Source organism: Botrimarina mediterranea, from assembly GCF_007753265.1.
Classification (GTDB): Bacteria; Planctomycetota; Planctomycetia; order Pirellulales; family Lacipirellulaceae; genus Botrimarina; species Botrimarina mediterranea.
This window is the reverse complement of record NZ_CP036349.1, coordinates 4,391,849-4,408,154: the sequence shown is the minus strand read 5'-3', so window position 1 is coordinate 4,408,154 and position 16,306 is coordinate 4,391,849. Positions and strand designations below refer to the sequence as shown.

At 63.6% G+C, this 16,306-nt stretch carries 16 protein-coding genes; 2 read left to right on the top strand and 14 right to left on the bottom strand.

The annotated features are described in order from the left end of the window. Positions 1–16: 16 nt before the first annotated feature. Together Spa11_RS16955 and Spa11_RS16950 are read left to right on the top strand one after the other, a co-directional pair. Positions 17–1,273, top strand: a complete 1,257-nt coding sequence (locus tag Spa11_RS16955) for a 1-acyl-sn-glycerol-3-phosphate acyltransferase (protein WP_145114408.1) — start codon at positions 17–19, stop codon at positions 1,271–1,273. Between the two features lie 236 nt (positions 1,274–1,509). Beyond that, entirely contained in the window at positions 1,510–2,517 is a 1,008-nt protein-coding gene (locus Spa11_RS16950) for a 3'-5' exoribonuclease YhaM family protein (RefSeq protein ID WP_197529472.1), read from the top strand. 187 nt (positions 2,518–2,704) lie between these two features. On the opposite strand, the gene Spa11_RS16945 is transcribed toward Spa11_RS16950, so the two are convergent. From Spa11_RS16945 to Spa11_RS16880, 14 genes are all read right to left on the bottom strand, one after another. Then, a complete protein-coding gene (locus Spa11_RS16945; RefSeq protein ID WP_145114406.1) occupies positions 2,705–3,466 on the bottom strand; it encodes a DUF4261 domain-containing protein in 762 nt (253 codons plus the stop codon). 173 nt (positions 3,467–3,639) lie between these two features. Then, positions 3,640–4,728, bottom strand: coding sequence for a flagellar biosynthesis protein FlhB (flhB, locus tag Spa11_RS16940; RefSeq protein WP_145114404.1), 1,089 nt, complete (start codon positions 4,726–4,728; stop codon positions 3,640–3,642). 311 nt (positions 4,729–5,039) lie between these two features. Further along, a complete protein-coding gene (locus tag Spa11_RS16935) occupies positions 5,040–5,828 on the bottom strand; it encodes a flagellar biosynthetic protein FliR (RefSeq protein ID WP_145114402.1) in 789 nt (262 codons plus the stop codon). Between the two features lie 68 nt (positions 5,829–5,896). Then, positions 5,897–6,163 carry a flagellar biosynthesis protein FliQ gene (fliQ, locus tag Spa11_RS16930; protein WP_145114400.1) on the bottom strand — a complete coding sequence of 89 codons (267 nt, stop codon included), beginning with the start codon at positions 6,161–6,163 and terminating at the stop codon, positions 5,897–5,899. An 81-nt stretch (positions 6,164–6,244) separates the two neighbouring features. Continuing rightward, positions 6,245–7,159 carry a flagellar type III secretion system pore protein FliP gene (gene fliP / locus Spa11_RS16925; RefSeq protein ID WP_145114398.1) on the bottom strand — a complete coding sequence of 305 codons (915 nt, stop codon included), beginning with the start codon at positions 7,157–7,159 and terminating at the stop codon, positions 6,245–6,247. After that, on the bottom strand, positions 7,152–8,180 hold the full coding sequence (locus tag Spa11_RS16920) for a FliO/MopB family protein (RefSeq protein WP_197529471.1): 1,029 nt from the start codon (positions 8,178–8,180) through the stop codon (positions 7,152–7,154). Before Spa11_RS16920 ends, fliP begins: the two co-directional genes overlap by 8 nt. Before the next feature lie 114 nt (positions 8,181–8,294). Continuing rightward, positions 8,295–8,927 carry a flagellar motor switch protein FliN gene (fliN, locus tag Spa11_RS16915; RefSeq protein ID WP_145114394.1) on the bottom strand — a complete coding sequence of 211 codons (633 nt, stop codon included), beginning with the start codon at positions 8,925–8,927 and terminating at the stop codon, positions 8,295–8,297. 57 nt (positions 8,928–8,984) lie between these two features. Continuing rightward, positions 8,985–9,533: a hypothetical protein gene (locus Spa11_RS16910; protein WP_145114392.1), complete on the bottom strand. Its 549-nt coding sequence runs from the start codon at positions 9,531–9,533 to the stop codon at positions 8,985–8,987. A gap of 7 nt (positions 9,534–9,540) precedes the next feature. Next, on the bottom strand, positions 9,541–10,251 hold the full coding sequence (locus tag Spa11_RS16905) for an OmpA/MotB family protein (protein ID WP_145114390.1): 711 nt from the start codon (positions 10,249–10,251) through the stop codon (positions 9,541–9,543). An 86-nt stretch (positions 10,252–10,337) separates the two neighbouring features. After that, positions 10,338–11,105 carry a motility protein A gene (locus Spa11_RS16900; protein ID WP_145114388.1) on the bottom strand — a complete coding sequence of 256 codons (768 nt, stop codon included), beginning with the start codon at positions 11,103–11,105 and terminating at the stop codon, positions 10,338–10,340. A 30-nt stretch (positions 11,106–11,135) separates the two neighbouring features. Next, complete coding sequence (locus tag Spa11_RS16895) at positions 11,136–11,342, bottom strand: flagellar FlbD family protein (protein ID WP_145114386.1); 207 nt, start codon at positions 11,340–11,342, stop codon at positions 11,136–11,138. 79 nt (positions 11,343–11,421) lie between these two features. Beyond that, positions 11,422–13,902, bottom strand: a complete 2,481-nt coding sequence (locus Spa11_RS16890) for a flagellar hook-basal body complex protein (RefSeq protein WP_197529470.1) — start codon at positions 13,900–13,902, stop codon at positions 11,422–11,424. 114 nt (positions 13,903–14,016) lie between these two features. Continuing rightward, positions 14,017–14,805 carry a flagellar hook assembly protein FlgD gene (locus Spa11_RS16885; RefSeq protein ID WP_145114382.1) on the bottom strand — a complete coding sequence of 263 codons (789 nt, stop codon included), beginning with the start codon at positions 14,803–14,805 and terminating at the stop codon, positions 14,017–14,019. 42 nt (positions 14,806–14,847) lie between these two features. Beyond that, positions 14,848–16,293, bottom strand: coding sequence for a flagellar hook-length control protein FliK (locus Spa11_RS16880; protein WP_145114380.1), 1,446 nt, complete (start codon positions 16,291–16,293; stop codon positions 14,848–14,850). Positions 16,294–16,306 lie beyond the last annotated feature (13 nt).

Below are 16,306 nucleotides of genomic sequence, written 5' to 3'. Positions count from 1 at the left end.
AAACTTTGACGCCCCTGTGACGCTGCCCGCCGACGATATGTTCGAGATCATCCGCGAAGAGCCTTACGAGTTCGTTCCACCGATCGAGTCGCCGCTGTGGTGCTGGTTGGTGCGGACCTTTCGGCTGCAGAGCTATATGCGGGAGGTTTACCGCGTCGAGTCGTTCGACTATCGCGGCGTCGATCGGCTGAAGGCGTCGATCGCCGAGGGGCGTGGGATCATCCTGGCCGCGAACCACTCCCGACTCGCCGACCCGATGGCGCTGGGCTTTCTGTCGGGCGAGGCGGGGACCGAGCTGTTCGCGATGGCGAGCTGGCACCTCTTCCGGGAGAAGTGGTGGCAGACGTTCTTGATGCGGCGGATGGGCGCGTTCAGCGTTTACCGCGAAGGGAACGACCGACAGGCGGTGAACCAAGCGATCGACATCCTCACCGAGAATAAGCGGCCCTTGGTGATCTTCCCTGAGGGCGCCGTGTCGCGGCACTGCGACCGACTGATGGAGTTCATGGAGGGCCCGGGCTTTATCGCGCGGCAAGCGAGCAAGCGGCGCGAGAAGGTCGGCAAGCCGCCGGTGGTGATCCATCCGGTGGCGATCCGGTATTCTTACGACGGCGATGTCGATAAGGCCGTGGCGCCCGACCTCGAGGCGATCGAGAAGAGCTTCAGTTGGCAGCCGCAGCTGCACCTGAAGACGCACCAGCGCATCCGCAAGATCGGCGAGGCGCTGCTGACGCTCAAGGAAGTTGAGTACCTCGGCGCCGCGGTCGAGGGCGACCCGCACCAACGGGCGCTCGACTTGATCGCGACGACGCTGCGCCGCATCGAAGAGAAATGGGGCGTCAAGAACGGCGACAAGGACCTCGGCTACGCGAACGTCGTCGCGCGGGTGAAGAAGATCCGCTCGGTGGTGCTGCCGGACCTGATTGCCAAGAAGGTCGCCCCCGAGGAACGCGAAGACCGCTGGCGCGACCTGGCGGCGTGTTACTACCTGCAGCAGATCGCCCACTACCCGCGCGGTTATATCACCGGGGATAAGGACCTGCCCGAGCGGGTGCTGGAGACCGTCGAGCGGATGGACGAGGATTACCGCGACCGCGTCAACTACCACGGCCCGCTCGGCTGCACGCTGTCGGTCGGCGAGGCGATCGAGGTCAGCCCCGAACGCGACCGGACCGCGGAGACCGACCCGGCGATGGCGCTCGCCGCGGTCCGCGTCCAGGACATGCTCGACGGATTGGTGGCCGAGCGCCGGGCGAAGCTCTTTGGCGAGTAGAGGGAACCACGGATTGCACGGATAGCACGGATGGAGTGAGTTGATTGCCGACGCAGCGACAGCGATGCTTAAATTTCAACTGTAGGAGGGGTCTCCAGACCCCGATGACGCGCACCATGCCGTATTCGGCCAAGAGAGCGTAATCGGCGTCTGGAGACGCCTCCCACAGGACAGCTTGTCTCAGTTTTATCCGTGTTATCCGTGTTATCCGTGGTTCCAACCCGAAGTGGTGACGAGTGGCTGCCGAGCCTGTAATCGTTGCGATGGCGGACCTTGCCAGTGGCGAGGAGGGGGACTTCTTTGCGCTGTTGGCGGAGAAGCAGACGATGCTCACCAAGGACGGCAAGCCGTACTATCGGGTGACGTTCCGCGACGCGCGGCGGGATTGCAGCTTCCCGATTTGGAGCGACGCGCCGCTGGCCGATGTGTGCCGCGACCAGTGGGTAGTTGGTGAGTTCTACAAAGTTCGCGCGCTGTACCGTGAGACGAACTACGGCCCGCAGCTCGACATCCGCAAGATCCGCCCCGTTGAGCCGGCGGACGAGGCCGACGGGTTTTCGCCGCAGATGTGCCAGCCGTCGTCTCGGTTCGACACGCAGGAGATGTTCGCCGACTTGGTCGCCATCGCCGAGGAAGGAATCGACGAGGGGCCGCTGCGGACGCTGACCGTCGGACTGCTTGAAGAGCACCGCGAGTTGCTGCTGACATGGCCCGCGGCGACGCGGAACCATCACGCCTTTGCCGGCGGTTACCTAGAGCACGTGCGGAACGTGTCCCGGCACGCTTACTATCTGGCGCAGCGCTACGCCGAGTTGTACCCCGACATGACGCCTCCGCTGCGGGTGGATGTCGCGGTGGCTGGGGCGATCCTGCACGACATCGGCAAGCTGCGTGAGCTGCGGGTCACGCCGTCGGGCGGCGAGTACACGGCGGCCGGCAACCTGATTGGCCACATCCTGCAAGGACGCGACATGGTGCGGGAAGCGGCGGCGGAGCTCGAAGAGCCGCTCGACGAGGAGACCTTGCTGCGGCTGGAACACGTGATCGTCAGCCACCAGCGACTGCCGGAGTGGGGGAGCCCCAAGCCGCCGATGACGCCCGAGGCGCTGATCGTCCACTTTGCCGACGATTGCGATGCGAAGTACCAGATGATGCTGACAATCCTGGGCGACGATCCGTCAGAGGGGCCCGTTACTGGGCGGCGGAACGTGCTAGGGCAGGCGGTCTACCGCGGTGGGGAGTAGGAACCGCAGATGGACGCTAATAAACGCAGATTAATTCGACCGTGGTGGTCGAGGTCGAACTCGCATCGGAGAGGCGAGATCAATACATCGAGCTGCCTGTTTCTCTTGGCGATTGGCCTCTGTGCATCGACTGGTGGGCTAGTGGCTTGCCGCTACTTTTACATTGTCAGTGAGTCTTCAGTACTTCTCAGTTGAACTCTAGCCGCACCACGTCCTGCTCGGGGTCGATCATCGACCGGTCTTCGCGGATCGTCACCTGCGATTCGTCGGGAAGGCCGATGACTTCGGCGTCTTTGATCGCCGCGTCCTTTTCCAAGATGTAGTGGGCGATGTTGTACGCGGCGGCGACGAGGTGTTGGGGTTCGCCATCGTAGTGCGGGACTTCGAGTTCTCGGCGGCCGAGGGCTTCCATACCGGTGGTGAAGAAGCCGTAGCCGACGCCCGCATCTTGCTGGTAGACCCGGAAGTCGATCCAGAGGTTGAGGGGCAGGTCGCTGTCGGATGACTGGGCGGCGAGTTCGGCGAACGCCTGCGGCTCGTGCACGGCGCCGCTCGCGCCCCAGACGAGGCCGACCGCCGGGGCGTTGGCTGCGGTCGCCACCAGGACCCGAGTAAGGCGGAAGCTCACGTCGATCAGCCGCTTGGATTCGTCCAGCAGCGTGACGAAGAGGTGGGCCGTGTGCGGACGCATCGCGGCCTCGGCCTCGGGCCAGTACCAGGCGGTGGCGCAAGGGCCTTCGATCCGCTCCCAGGGGATCGGTTTATCGACGAGCGTCACGTTGGCGGTGGCGCCCCCTTCGAAGGCGAGCGTGAACGCGGCGTCGGTGCGGCTCGTGACCCGCGGCGCGGGCGCGGCGGCGATGAGTCTCCCGAGTTCCGCGGCGACGGCGTCGGCGTCGGGGAGCGACGGGCGGGACAGAGCAACGAGGGCGATTGAGGGGGCTGACATGCCCCAGAGTATAAAGTCTGCCCCGCAGAAGTTCGACCGCCGCGCCAGGAGACGTTCTATGCGAGCCGGGTGGCGCTAGCCCCCGGAGGTAAGCGGCATCATTCAAAATGAAACGGCCTCCTCAACTCCGGGAGCTTACGCTTCCCGGCTCGGCTGACGTTGGTTCGGTTTGGTTACGCTGCGGCCTGGGGTGGCTTGGGGGGCTTCTTGCCCTTGAGTTGGTAGACGTACGCCAGGACTTCGGCGACGGCGGCGTAGCTGTCGGTCGGCACGGCGCGGCCGATATCGACTTCTTTGTAGAGGAGCTGGGCGAGCGGCTTGCGTTCGACGATCGGCACGTTGTTCTCAAGGGCCAGCCGGCGGATGCGTTGGGCGAGCACGCCAGCGCCTTTGGCGACCACGACGGGGGCGGCCATTGTGTCGGGGTCGTACTGCAGGGCGACGGCGAGTTCGGTCGGGTTGGTGACGACGACGTCCGCCTTGGGGACCGCGCCGGAGATCCGCGCCTGGGCCATCTGCCGCTGCACCTGCCGGCGGCGGGCGGCGATCTCAGGGTCGCCTTGCAGGTTCTTCATCTCCTCCTTCATTTCCTGCGCCGTCATCTTGAGGTCCTGCTCGTGCTTCCAGCGTTGGAAGAACAGGTCGGCGAGCGCCAGGATCAGCAGCGCCAAGCCGGCGGCGAAGACCGTTGCGAAGGCCGTATCGACGATCAGGCCGATGAGTTGGGGCGATCCGAGCCGCGCCGCTTCGAGCACGCCGGAGATGCGTGGCGTCACCGCCATGATGGTGGCGGCGGCGACGACGGCGACCTTGAAGAGGCCGAAGCCGAGCTTCATGACGCCCTGCATCGAAAAGAGTCGGCCGAAGCCCTTCAGCGGGCTGATACGGCTGATGTCGGGGGCGAGCTTGTCGGGGACGAAGAGGAAGCCGACTTGGCCGATGCTTGTCGCAACGGCGGCGAGCAGCAGGAGGCCGATCACCGGGGCCAGCGCGATCGCCATTTCGCTCGCCAGACCGAGCAACGTCGCGCTGGCGTTGTTGGCGTCGGCGACCATGTCGAGCGGCTCGGTGAGCAGCCGGCGCGTAACGCGCTGCATCGACTCGGCGATGTTCTCTTGGAACGTGTAGAGCAGCCCCGCCCCGGCGAGCAGCAGGATGGCGGAGCCGAGGTCCTGGCTGTACGGCACCTGCCCCTGCTCACGCGCCTTCTGCCGCCGGTGAGGCGTCGCGTCGAACGACTTCTCGCCGGATTGCTCGGACATTGGGTGGTGAGGTTAAGAAGGGAGCTGGAAGATGTTGGCGATAGGGGGGATCGAAAGCGGCCGTTGTGTTTGAGAGGACTTGTTGTCGTACTGCGCGTTGCCCGGAGCGTCCGCTGTAGGAGGCGTCTCCAGACGCCGATTACGCGCACCAAGCCGTATTTGGCCAGGAGACCGTAATCGGCGTCTGGAGACGCCTCCCACAGTTGATGTCGTTTGGTAGAGGCGTTGCGCGTCGCCCGACTTTCATCACGACAACCTTTGCTCGTCCGCTTACGATCCCCTTATCTCCAGTCATTTCCCCATCCCTCTTCCTAACCTCCGCCAACCGAACTGGCGACGGAGGTGATGACGGACGTGAGGGGGCCTTGGAAGGCGTAGGCGACGGCGCCCATCGACGCCATCATCACGCCGAGAGTGAGCATCGCGTTGAGGCCGAAGCCGACGGCCATCGTGTTGAGTTGCGGCAGCGTGCGGCTGATGAGGCCAAGCACCAGCGTGGCGAGGAACAACGCCAAGAGCAGCGGCGCCGAAGCGCGGATGCCGAGCTCGAAGCCCAAGCCCAATAGGCCGATGAAGCCGTTGGCGATTTCGTGCACCGAGTAGCCGCTCCCCGGTGGGGCGAGACGGAGCGTTTCGAGCAGGCCTTCGAGCAGCATCGATAACCCGCCGGCGGCGACAAAGACGGCGGTTGTCACGAGGTAATAGATTTGACCGAAGACGCTGGCGGTGTCGCCAAATACCGGGTCGGCGCCTTCGGCGAGTGCCATGCCGCTCATCTGGCCGACGACTTGGCCGGTGATCTGCACGCCGGCGAGGACGACCATCAGGCCGAGACCGAGCGCCAGGCCAACCGCGGCTTCGGAGGCGGCGAGCACGCCGAGTTCGATCAGCGAGTTCGTCGAGGGGAGGGGCGTCGTCATCGTTTGCAGCGTGACGGGCGTCACCATCGCTGCGAGCGCGACCGCCATCAGGCCCTTCACGCGGACAGGCAGGGTCGCGTCGCTGAGGATCGGCGCCGTTGCGACAACCGCCCCGACGCGCGTCAGGATCAGCGCAAACAAGACGCCGAGCTCTGTCAGTTGCGCTTCGAGGCCGGACATGGGGGGGCGGTCGGCAGTCGGCAGGAGGTGAGCCGTCGGCGCTAGCCAGGGGTGGCGCCGGCGAAGACTTACAACGTCGATGGGATATTTCGGAACAGGCTCTCCGAGTAATCGAGCAGCTGCGCCAGAATCCACGGCAGCGTCAGTGCGAGCGCCAAACCCATCGCCACGAGCTTCGGAACGAACGCGACGGTCTGCTCTTGAATCTGTGTCAGCGCTTGCAACAGCCCGATCACCAGACCGACGAACATGCCCGCCACGAGCACCGGCGCCGAGATGATCGACGTCATGAACAGAGCGTCGCGACTGATGTCGATGGCGAGTTGAGGGTCCATTCGGTTGCGGAATTTGGGATTGCGGATTGCGGAATGGAAAGCCCTCGTCCCCCGTCCCAGAGCCCCTTGCCTGTTGCGCAGCTACCACGCAAAGCTTTGCATGAGCATGCCTATCACCAGCGTCCAGCCGTCGAGCAGCACGAAGAGCAGGAGCTTGAAGGGGAGCGAGATCAGCACGGGAGGGAGCATCAGCATGCCCATCGAGATCGTCACGCTGGCGACGACGATGTCGAGGATCACGAAGGGCAGATAGACCTGGAAGCCGATGAGGAACGCGGTCTTCAGTTCGCTCAGCATGTAGGCGGGAAGGATAGCGGCGAGGGGGACGTACTCGTAACCCTCTTCAAGATCATAAAGCCGATAGTTTGTTCGGATCTCGTTGGTCTCGGGGTCGATCGCCTCGGGCAGTCGACGCAAGAACATCCGAACACTTTCCTCGTTCTTCGTCATCTCGATTTGCTTCCCCATGAAGTCACGCATCGGCGCGGCGGCATTGGCGAATGCTTGATCGAGGGGGATCTGGCCGTCGGTGTAGGGCTTGATGCCGTTCTCGTAGCTCTCGGTCCAGACGGGCGTCATCACCAGCAGGGTCACGAAGAGTGTGATCGAGGTGAGCACCTGGCTGGGCGGCGCCTGTTGGGTGCCCAGCGCCTGGCGCAAGAGACCCAGCACGACGATGACGCGAACGAAGCAGGTCGTCATCAGCAGCACCGCCGGCGCGAGGCTGATGACGGTCATCATCAGCATCACCTGCAGCGTCGAGCTGAGCCGCTCGGGCTTCGTCCACTCGTTCGGGCCGCTGAGCCCGATCAGCGAGAGGGGCTCGCCGTCTTTCGCCTCGGGAGCCTCGCTGATGAGGGCCGGTTCGAGGATCGTCATGCCCGGCGAAGGCAACTCCGCGGCGGCGGCAATCGCGTCGTACTCACTCTGTGCGAGCACGGTCGTTGCAGCGAGCAGCATCGCCACGAGAGTCATCGCCTTGAGGAGGCTAACCATCGCCACGGCCTCCGGGGGTGTTGGCGTACGCGGCCGCGAGCGAGCGCGGGTCGAACGCTGCGTCGTCGTAGCGGTGGTTGTCGCTCGTGTCGAGGAAGCCGGGCCGGGTGCGCTCGGACTCCATCTGGCGGAGCATCGCATCGAACTCGGCGGTCGAGCCGCGGCCGCCACTGGAGTCGCAAGCGGCGACAAGTCGCGCGACCTCCTCGGGGTCGGTGATCTCGGTGAGCGTCTCGGCGCCGTCGGGCGTGATGGCGATGAGCACCAGCTTATGACCGACTCGCACCAGCTGTGTCATCTGTTTACTTCCCAGCGGCGTCCGGCCGAGGACCTCGACGACTTCGCGCGGCAGCGGTCGCGACGCTTTCGGCGCCATGCTGCGGACGAGCCAGATGAACGACAGCAAGAGACCGACCGTGATCGCCAAGCCGGCGCCGGTGGCGGTCATCTGTTGCGATGAGGGACGCCAGTTCATGACGGCGTCGAGCGGGTTGGACGAGGCGCCGTGCCGTGGCTGCGAGGGTTTGTCGTCGGCTGGAGCGCCGAGCAAGAGTCGCCCGGGCGAGGCGTCAGGCGGCGCAGCGACGTTCAGCGAATCGGGTTGGTTCGTGGCCCGTTCCGGCTTCATGGCGAGCGGCAAGGGCTCGGCGCTGGTAGGGGGAGTTAGGGTGACGGGTTCGGCCACCGACTCGGTTGGCAAGCGAACGCTCTCCTCTGGCGCCGGAGCTGGGTTCGAGACAATCAGCTCGGAGACCTTTGGGTCCTTCGTCGCTTGGAGAGCGTTGTCTACCACCGACTTCGGAGGCGAGAGCGGCGCCGAGAGACCCAGCGAGTGGAACGTGGCGGGCTCGACGTTCGAATCGACGCGCCGCATTCCCTGCGGCCCGCTCGACGACACGCCGGGCCGGATCCGGGCGAACTCGTTGCGGGGAACGATCGCTTCCGCGCCGACGCCCACGTCCGCCGACGCGCACGCGGCGGCGAGTGCTAGCAGCAGCGTTGGGCAGAAGCGTGTCGGCATCGTCCGGGTCGTTCCTTGAGCCATTCCGCCAAAAAATCGGCGCAGAGTCGGCTTATAGGAACGCGCGGCGTGCCGGGCCAGACCAACCGCGGAAGAAAGGCGCCGCTAGCGGCTTTACGCCACCGCGGAATCACCAACGATCAACTCCGTCACACGGACGCAGAAGTTGTCATTGAGCACCAGGACCTCGCCACGGGCGATGAGGCGGCCGTTGACGTACACGTCAACCGGATCGCCCGCCAGCTTGTCGAGCGACACCACGGCGTCGCGGCGCAAGCGAAGGACGTCCTCCAGCGGCATCCGGGTGCGGCCGAGTTCGATCTTCAGGTCGAGTTGCACGTCGCGAACCAGCTCGATGGTCGCGGTCTCGGTGTTAGCGGGGCTGCCGCCGAAGGATTCGAGCCGGAAGGGCTGCACGCCGTCGGGGAGATCGCTAGCGTCGTACTCGTCGAGCGAGGCGATCGCGGCTTGGGCCTTGTCGAGAAGCAATTCGACGTCGTTTGACGGCTTGTCGGATGCGGCGTAGCCTGGCGACGGACCCGCGGCGAAGTTTGGAGCGGCAGCGGTCCCGGTGGATGCCCCCGACATCAGCGCCTCGATCTCGTCCTGCCCGAGTGCGAACGAATCCCCAGCCGAAGGCGTCGACGTAGAAGGCGCGCTGGGGGGTTCGGGCGCCGCCGAGCCAGCGCTCGCCGCGGCGAGCAGGGCTTCGATGTCGTCCTGTTTGAGTTGCGAGTCGTCAGCCATGAGACCCAGACGCCCCGGGCGGGGCCGCGCTTCCGTGCGTGTTGGCTCCGTCGAACGCTATCGTTCGACGAAGTTCAGCTTCGTGAAAACCACCTCGCGCAGCATCGGCCGCCCGAGGGTCCGGTTGGTCTTCTCAAGAATCTGACGCTTGATCAACCCCAACCCGGCGTTAGCGAGGTCGGCTGACTCGGCGGCGTGGATGGTGAGCATGATCTGCTCGTGGATGCGGTTGGAGTTCGTTGCGTATTCAAGGAGGAACTCCGCCTCCTCGTCAGCTAGCACGACGCCGTAAATCGAGAACTGGACGTTCAGCGTCATGTCGGTGTCGGGATTGAAGCGGGTGATGTTGTCGGTCAGGAGCTCGACCTCCTTGGTGACAACGCCCTTCTCAACCTTAGCGGTCTCCACGTCCGTGGAGGTGATCTCTTCGCCTTTGGCGGCTTGAACAAGCTCGCTGGCGAGTTGCTCGGTCTCTTCGGCAGAGGGGATCAGCATCGAGGCGCCTACCATCTCGACGACAACGAGCGCCGAGACGATGCCCAGCGCCTTGATCAGGCGGAATAGGGACGAAGGCTTCTTGGTGGGGGTTTCGTTCTCTTGCGGCATGGCGGCCTTACTCCGGTGCGGCGGGACGAGTCACAGGCTCGTCCCACAGGAGGACCTCGACGCGCGCATTCCGTTGGCGACTTTCGATGTCGATCTTGTTATCGAGCGGCTCGTTCGCTCCCGCCGAACCGAGGCGGATGCGCTCCGAGTCGATTCCTAGCTCGACCAGATAGTCTTTGACGACGCCGGCCCTTTCGGAGGCCAGCGTCCAGTGGGTTTGCCCCAGCGGGGCGGGCTTACGTGACGTGTGACCGCGAACCTCGATTTTTTGCGGCTTGCCGGCGACCTGTTCGGCGATTGCCCGCAGGCTTTCTTTGGCTTCATCCGTGAGGTTTGCGTCGTCCTCGCCAAAGAACACCACGCCGCCAACGGCCGTGTCGCGTCCCGGTCGGATCGTCCTGACGAGCGAAGCGTCGCCCGTCGTCGATTTCACCGGGTTACCGCCACGCATGATGTCCAGTCGCTTGGCGCGGCCCATGGCCGCCATGGCCGGCATCGAGGAGTTCAGAGGGGGACTGCTGCCGGGGATCATCGACGCCATCGAGGACTCGTGGCCGAACTGCTGACGCATCGACTCCAGCATCGCCTGAAACTTGTCTTCTTGCTTCATCTCGCTCATCGAAACGAGCATGATGAAGAACGTCAGCAGCAGCGACATCATGTCACCGAAGGTGACGACCCATTCGGGGATGCCGGGGACTGGTTCGTCGTCGTCCATGGTGAGCTGTTTGGAGGCGGGCTTGGTGTCGTGGGGATCGCTTGGTGAGGCTCAGCGGCGGATGGCGCGAGTCTCGAGCCACGCTTCTACGCCGCCTCTTTCGCCCGCTGTTTAGGGGGGATGAACGTGTTGAGCTTTTGTTCGATGACGCGTGGGTTCTCGCCCGACTGGATCGCCATAACGCCGCGGATGATGATGTCCATCGTGAGTCGCTCCTTCTTGCTCGTGTAGCCGAGCTTCTCGGCGAAAGGCAGGAACAAGACGTTCGAAGCGATGGCGCCGTAGAGCGTCGTCAAGAGCGCAACGGCCATGCCGGCGCCGATCTTCGAGGGATCGCTCATGTCGCCGAGCATGATCACGAGTCCCATCAGAGTGCCGATCATGCCGAAGGCGGGGGCGAAGCGGCCCATGCAGTCGAGCAGGGCTTTGCCGTCGCGGTGGCGTGTGGAGATGGCGTCGAGCTCGGTGCGGAGGATATCCTCCATCACCTCGGGCCGCGTGCCGTCGACCGCCATCTGGATGCCGAGCTTGATGAAGTCGTTATCGATCTCAGCGGTCTTACTTTCGAGAGCCAGGATCCCTTCACGACGGGCGACCTCCGACAGCGAGACGATCTGTTTGATGACGTCTTCGGTGGAGTCGACTTTCCAGAAGACGCACTTCATGGTGACGCCAAAGACGCCCAGGAAGTTTGGCAGCGGGAACGAGATCAGCGCAGCGGCGATCGACCCACCGATCACCACGAGGATCGAGGGAATGTCAATAAACGCCATGAAACTGCCGCCACCGACAATGATCGAGCCCACGATCAATAGGATCGAGAGGATCGTGCCGACGACTGTTGCGATGTCCATGTGGCCGTAAAGTCAGTGAGTAAGCTGCCGCTACGACTGCTTCCCCGTGGGGGGGAGCAGTCCCTTGGTCTGGTGGTACTCCAGTGTCCGCCGCATGACCTCGTCCATCGATTGGGTGACGACGATGCGATCGCCGGTTGTGAGGGTGATGAAGGTGTCCGGGCGGGACTCGACGTACTTGATCAATTCTGCGTTGAGCAGAAACGCCTCTTCGTCGAGTCGATTCAACCGGATCACCGTCACTACCCTTACAACCAGCAGCCGACCGTGCGGCGCGCACGATCCGCCGAAGTAACTTAGCTCACGCCGACGCGGCTTAGCGGTTGAGCGCCAAGAGCTCGTCCAGCAGCTGCTGGGCGGTTGAAATCACCCGCGAACCGGCTTGGTATTGTGTTTGCGCCAGGATCATCTTCACGAGGTCCTGACCGATATCGGTGTTGGAAAGCTCGACGGCGCCCGCCGTCAGTGTGCCAATGCCGTCTTCACCAGGCGAACTAACGAAGGCTGTGCCGGAGTTGACGCTTGCCGAGTAGAGGCCATTACCGACCTGCCTTAAGCCGCCGTCGTTGGCGAAGCGCGCCATCAGCACCTGGCCCAATGTTCGCTGCGTGCCGTTGGAGAACTGGCCTTGGATCAGTCCGCTGTCGGTGATGATGAAGTCGGTGAGCACGCCCGGCGGGAAGCCGTCTTGCCGCACCATGTTGAGGCTGCTGACCGCGTTGCCCGAGGAGTCGGTCTCGGCGAGCGCGGTTACTTGTTCGAGGTTGAGCTCGATCTCGAGCGGCGATTCGCTCGCCGTCAGTTCCCGTTGGACGCTGATCCGTGCGGAGGGCGAGCTGATGAGATTGCCGCGGCTGTCGAAGACCATCAGGCCGTTACCGACGACGGTCGTTAGCTCCGGCGCGACCGGCTGGCTGTCGCCCGAACTGGCGTACCAACGATAGGTGGTGCTGTTGCTGTCGGCGGCCTCGAGGACCGTCGTCATCCGCACCGTTAGCGGCGAGCCGAGCGAGTCGTAGACGACGAACTCGGTCGAGGTGCCAGGGCCATTGGCTTCTTGCGACTCGGAGAATGTGAGATCGACCGTTTGGGTCACAACCTGTCCGGCTGGCGTCAGACGGAAGGCCGTCAGCGGGATGCCCACGGTGTTCTCTTCGCCGTAGTTACTAGTCACGGTGACGACGCCATTGACGATCGACACCGAGCCGCCGCCGACCGGGAGTGGCCTACCATTGACGTTGGACTGCTGTTGCAGGCCGAGTGCGTCGTTGACGAAGTCAAGGAAGTCTTGCACCGTCGTTGTTGCGGTGATTTCAAGCGATTGCGGCGCCTGCTGAGTTCCGCCGACCTCGCCCGTGAATTGCAGAGTGCCGAGTTCGGCGAACGGACGTGCGTAGGTCGATCCATTTCGGAGCTGGACGTTGGCAAGAAGCGTGCCGCCCGCGGCGCCGACGCCGTCGAAGTTCAGCTGGCTGTTGCCCGTGATCGAAGTGCTCGGCGCCTTGTCGATCCAGCTATCGGCGCCGGGAGTTGGCAGCGGTAGGTTGGCGACCTCATAGAACGTCGCAGTGCTCCCCTCCGCGTTGCGGTAGATTTTCATCCGGCTGTAGTTCGGATCGGTTGGCAACTGCAGGTCGGTGAAATCCAGCCGGACCGAGCTGTCATCGTCGCTGACCGCGAAAGGCCCAAGCGCCACCGAGGGCCGCGACTCGTTGTTGTTCGCCGGGTTGAGGTAGGTGACGTAGTAGGTATACGAACCGTTCTCCAACGTGTTGGTGTTGAGGGCTGCCCCCGCCGAAACGTCGTTGCCGTCGGTGAACGTTGTGGTTCCCATGGCGACCGTTCCGCTCAGCCGATATTCAGTCGCTCCCGGGTCAAGCCGGTAGATGTTGATATTGGTGTAGGGGTTGCCGGGGATGGATGAGATATCGGGCAAATCGGTCAAATCGATCTGGTCGTCGACTCCGACGCCGGTGACGTTGAATACCGTCGACGGGGACGTTTCACGGCCGCTGCCGTCAACGTAGGTAATGCGGTAGGCGTAGGTGCCGCCCACGAGCCCCGTCGGTGTGCCGGGTGTCGAGAAGGCCGCCGTACCCGGTGTCGGCGGGGTTCGGATCTCGACATCGTCCGAGTTGAAAAGGTCGGTGGTGACAAAGGGGTCGGCGTCCGTTCCCGTGCCGGTCGTGACTTCGCCGTTAGGGTAGACGACGGACCCGTCACCCATCACTTCGGATTGGATTGCGGCCGGTACCGTTCCGGCGTTGACGGTCGGGTTTAGCACACCCTGGAAGACCGCCTCGGTCGTTGCTTGCGCGACGCGTTCGCCGCCCAGGGCGATTGTCAGCGGCTGGACAAACGCTTCGTTGAGTTCGAAGGATCCTTCACGCAAGCCATAGCCGAGCAACTTGTTGCCGTTGGCGGTGACAATCTGGTTCTCGCTATTGAGCTTGAGTTGGCCGTTGCGGGTGTACAGCTGCTCGCCCTGCGAGCCTTGGACCATCAAGAAGCCGCTGCCTTGGATCGCGAGGTCGAGGGGGTTCGAGCTGATCTCGATCGTGCCTTGGCTAAAGTTGGGCGCAATCTCGGCGACCTTCACGCCGAGGCCGATCTGGCGGGGGTTGGTGCCGCCGTTGCGGTCGCTCGGCGCCGATCCGATCGATTGTGTCTGAAGGAACTGCGTCGCGAAGAGCACGTCCGACGCCTTGAAGCCGACCGTGTTCGAGTTGGCGATGTTATTGCCGACGACATCGATGACCGTCTCGGACCCTTGCATGCCCGTGAGGGCCGTGGTCATGGCGGATTGTAGACCCATTTCTTCTCGCTCCCGTATCCGTGGGTTGCGTTGTTGTTCCGTTCACGCCCGACGATCGCGTCGGACGGCCCACCCTTTGTATTGCTCTCGACGAAGCTAGTTCACCAGTCTCTGGATGCCGCTGACGTTCGATAGCTTGACTTTGATCGATTCGGCGTAGGCGAAGATGCTACGCGGGCCGGTGAGGGTCTCGGAGCCCAACTCGGCGGTCGCTTTAGCGTCGGTGAACCCGCTAGAGGTCCCGTTGGGAAGTGTGCCAACGAGTCGCGGATCGCCATTGCCATCGGTTCGGTAGACTTTGCGGGGCACTTTTGCGTCTAGTTGCGGGAGATTTCGCAACTGGATCGACCCCTGGAAGTCGTCGCCCAAGTCCTCGGTATCGACCTCGGTTTGAACACTGAAGACGCCATCTTCGGTCTCCCAAACGATTTCATACCGGTACGTGCCGGGATCGATCTTGCCTTCGGCCGAGCCGGCTTCGGCGGAAGTTTCGACAGCCAGCTCAAGGACCGGGGCGCCATCGTTGATTGAGACTTGCAAGACTTCGCCCGTGACGCGTCGTCCGGCGTCGGTCAATCCCTCGACTTCCTTACCGATGAGACCCGCGGAAGTCGAAACGTTCTGCCCTAGCAGCACGGAATCGAGAGTCGCCGTCAATTTATCGCTCGCACTGATCTCACGGATCTGCCCCATGGTGTTGAGCATCTCCTGGTTGTCCATGGGGTCCAGCGGGTCCTGATTCTGAAGCTCGGTGAGCATCAGGTTCAGAAATGCGTCGAGGTCCATGTCTTGGACCGAGCTTCGCTTGGGCGTGTATGTCTGTTGTGTCTGCGCGTACTTCGCTTTTGCAGCGGCTTGGGCGGCTGAGTCGTCGATTAGTGTCATAGTCGCTTTGGGGGGTCGTTTGCGTGAGCGGCTGGACGACGCTTAGACAACGAGGTTGATGCCGTTGTTGGCGTACGAGATTGTGCGGACGGGGCGGGCCTCGACGGTAGTGGTCGCCGCAGCCGGCGGTTGCCGTGGTGCTCGCGTGTCGTGACGCGGTTGTTGCTGATCCATTTGCTGACGCTGGTCTTGGTGTTGGCGCCAATCGCCGCCGCGCTGCTGTTGTTGGTCGCGGACGTCTACGTCGAACTTGTCGATGCGGACTTGTTGTTGTTCGAGCCGGTCGCGCAACGCCGGCAGGTTGTCGAGCAGGGCGTTGCGGGCGGCGGGGGTCTCGACCTCGAGCTTCGCTGTCATCACGCCGTCTTTGACCTGAATCTTGACTTGCAGCGAGCCGAGTTCCGGCGGGCTCAGCCGCAACTCGACGGGGCCTCCGCCGCGTTGGTCGGCGAACTCGATCGCGCGGCTGACCCGCGAAACGAACCGCGCCGGGTCGATGTTCGGCCGTTCGGGGAGGGCCGCCTCATCGGCCGACTCGGCCCGAGCCGTGTCACGTGATCTTGCTCCCTCTATAGCGTTGGCTTCGGTTGGGTCCGCTGCTTCATGGGGCGAAGATTCGCCTGATTCACTGTCGGACTCTCGCGGCAATGCGGCGACGGCAAGTGCCGTTTCGGTGGCGGAAGGGCGAGGCGCCTCCGGTGTGTCGTGCGATTCGGCGTCCTGCTGCTCGGTTGATGACTTGTCGATCTCGGCGGAGTCGCTCGCTCTGAGAGCAGCGGCATCCGCCACAGCGACGCTTGACCCTTGATCCAGAGAGCCCTGGATCGCGGCTTGTGGCTGACCGGAGTTCAGCAGCGCATCCTCAGCGTCAGAGTGAGTCGTGGCGGCAAGCTGCGTTGGGTTCGGGTCACCTTCGTTTGAGAATGGCGAGGGCGATTGCTCGGCTTCGGCAGCGAGATCGGAATCGAGAACGGCGTCGATAACCGCGGTTGTGTCGGGTGAAGTGGACCCTTCGGTTGCGGAATTGAACGCCTCACCGACGCCATGATTGGCGCCCGACTCGACGTCGATCATGGTGGTGGCGTCCTCGGGAAGGACAACGTCGGGCGATGTTTCCAAGACGATTGTCTCAGTGACAACGAAGGTCGCCAGTAACTCGGCCTCCTCGGCCGCTTCTTCAGAGTTGGTTTCGGCTTCTTCAACGGCAGAGGCCTCGGCTGCGGCCGCTGCCGATTCGGAAGCTGCGGCTTCGGCGGTTTCGGCGTCTGAGACTTCGTCGCTCCGCTCTGCTGCCGCTTTTGCGTCCTTGGCTTTCGTCCTAGCAGCGCTTCCTGTCGACGCTTCAGCGGGCTGAGCCGTCATCTCTTCGACCGCTGTCGTCAGCTCGGCGCCGAAGTCGCTGGCAGCGTCGCGAGCCGTTTCGGCGCGAGGCGGCTTTGACGCTGTCAGCGTGAGCAGTGACGCTCTGGATTGGACTTGTTCAGGCATGATCGGGCTCGTG

Coding starts and splice junctions, on each gene's coding strand:
- Spa11_RS16945 (WP_145114406.1), bottom strand. CDS start 3,466: ATGTCAGCCCCCTCAATCGCCCTCGTTGCTCTGTCCCGCCCGTCGCTC.
- flhB (WP_145114404.1), bottom strand. CDS start 4,728: ATGTCCGAGCAATCCGGCGAGAAGTCGTTCGACGCGACGCCTCACCGG.
- Spa11_RS16935 (WP_145114402.1), bottom strand. CDS start 5,828: ATGTCCGGCCTCGAAGCGCAACTGACAGAGCTCGGCGTCTTGTTTGCG.
- fliQ (WP_145114400.1), bottom strand. CDS start 6,163: ATGGACCCTCAACTCGCCATCGACATCAGTCGCGACGCTCTGTTCATG.
- fliP (WP_145114398.1), bottom strand. CDS start 7,159: ATGGTTAGCCTCCTCAAGGCGATGACTCTCGTGGCGATGCTGCTCGCT.
- Spa11_RS16920 (WP_197529471.1), bottom strand. CDS start 8,180: ATGCCGACACGCTTCTGCCCAACGCTGCTGCTAGCACTCGCCGCCGCG.
- fliN (WP_145114394.1), bottom strand. CDS start 8,927: ATGGCTGACGACTCGCAACTCAAACAGGACGACATCGAAGCCCTGCTC.
- Spa11_RS16910 (WP_145114392.1), bottom strand. CDS start 9,533: ATGCCGCAAGAGAACGAAACCCCCACCAAGAAGCCTTCGTCCCTATTC.
- Spa11_RS16905 (WP_145114390.1), bottom strand. CDS start 10,251: ATGGACGACGACGAACCAGTCCCCGGCATCCCCGAATGGGTCGTCACC.
- Spa11_RS16900 (WP_145114388.1), bottom strand. CDS start 11,105: ATGGACATCGCAACAGTCGTCGGCACGATCCTCTCGATCCTATTGATC.
- Spa11_RS16890 (WP_197529470.1), bottom strand. CDS start 13,902: ATGACCACGGCCCTCACGGGCATGCAAGGGTCCGAGACGGTCATCGAT.
- Spa11_RS16885 (WP_145114382.1), bottom strand. CDS start 14,805: ATGACACTAATCGACGACTCAGCCGCCCAAGCCGCTGCAAAAGCGAAG.
- Spa11_RS16880 (WP_145114380.1), bottom strand. CDS start 16,293: ATGCCTGAACAAGTCCAATCCAGAGCGTCACTGCTCACGCTGACAGCG.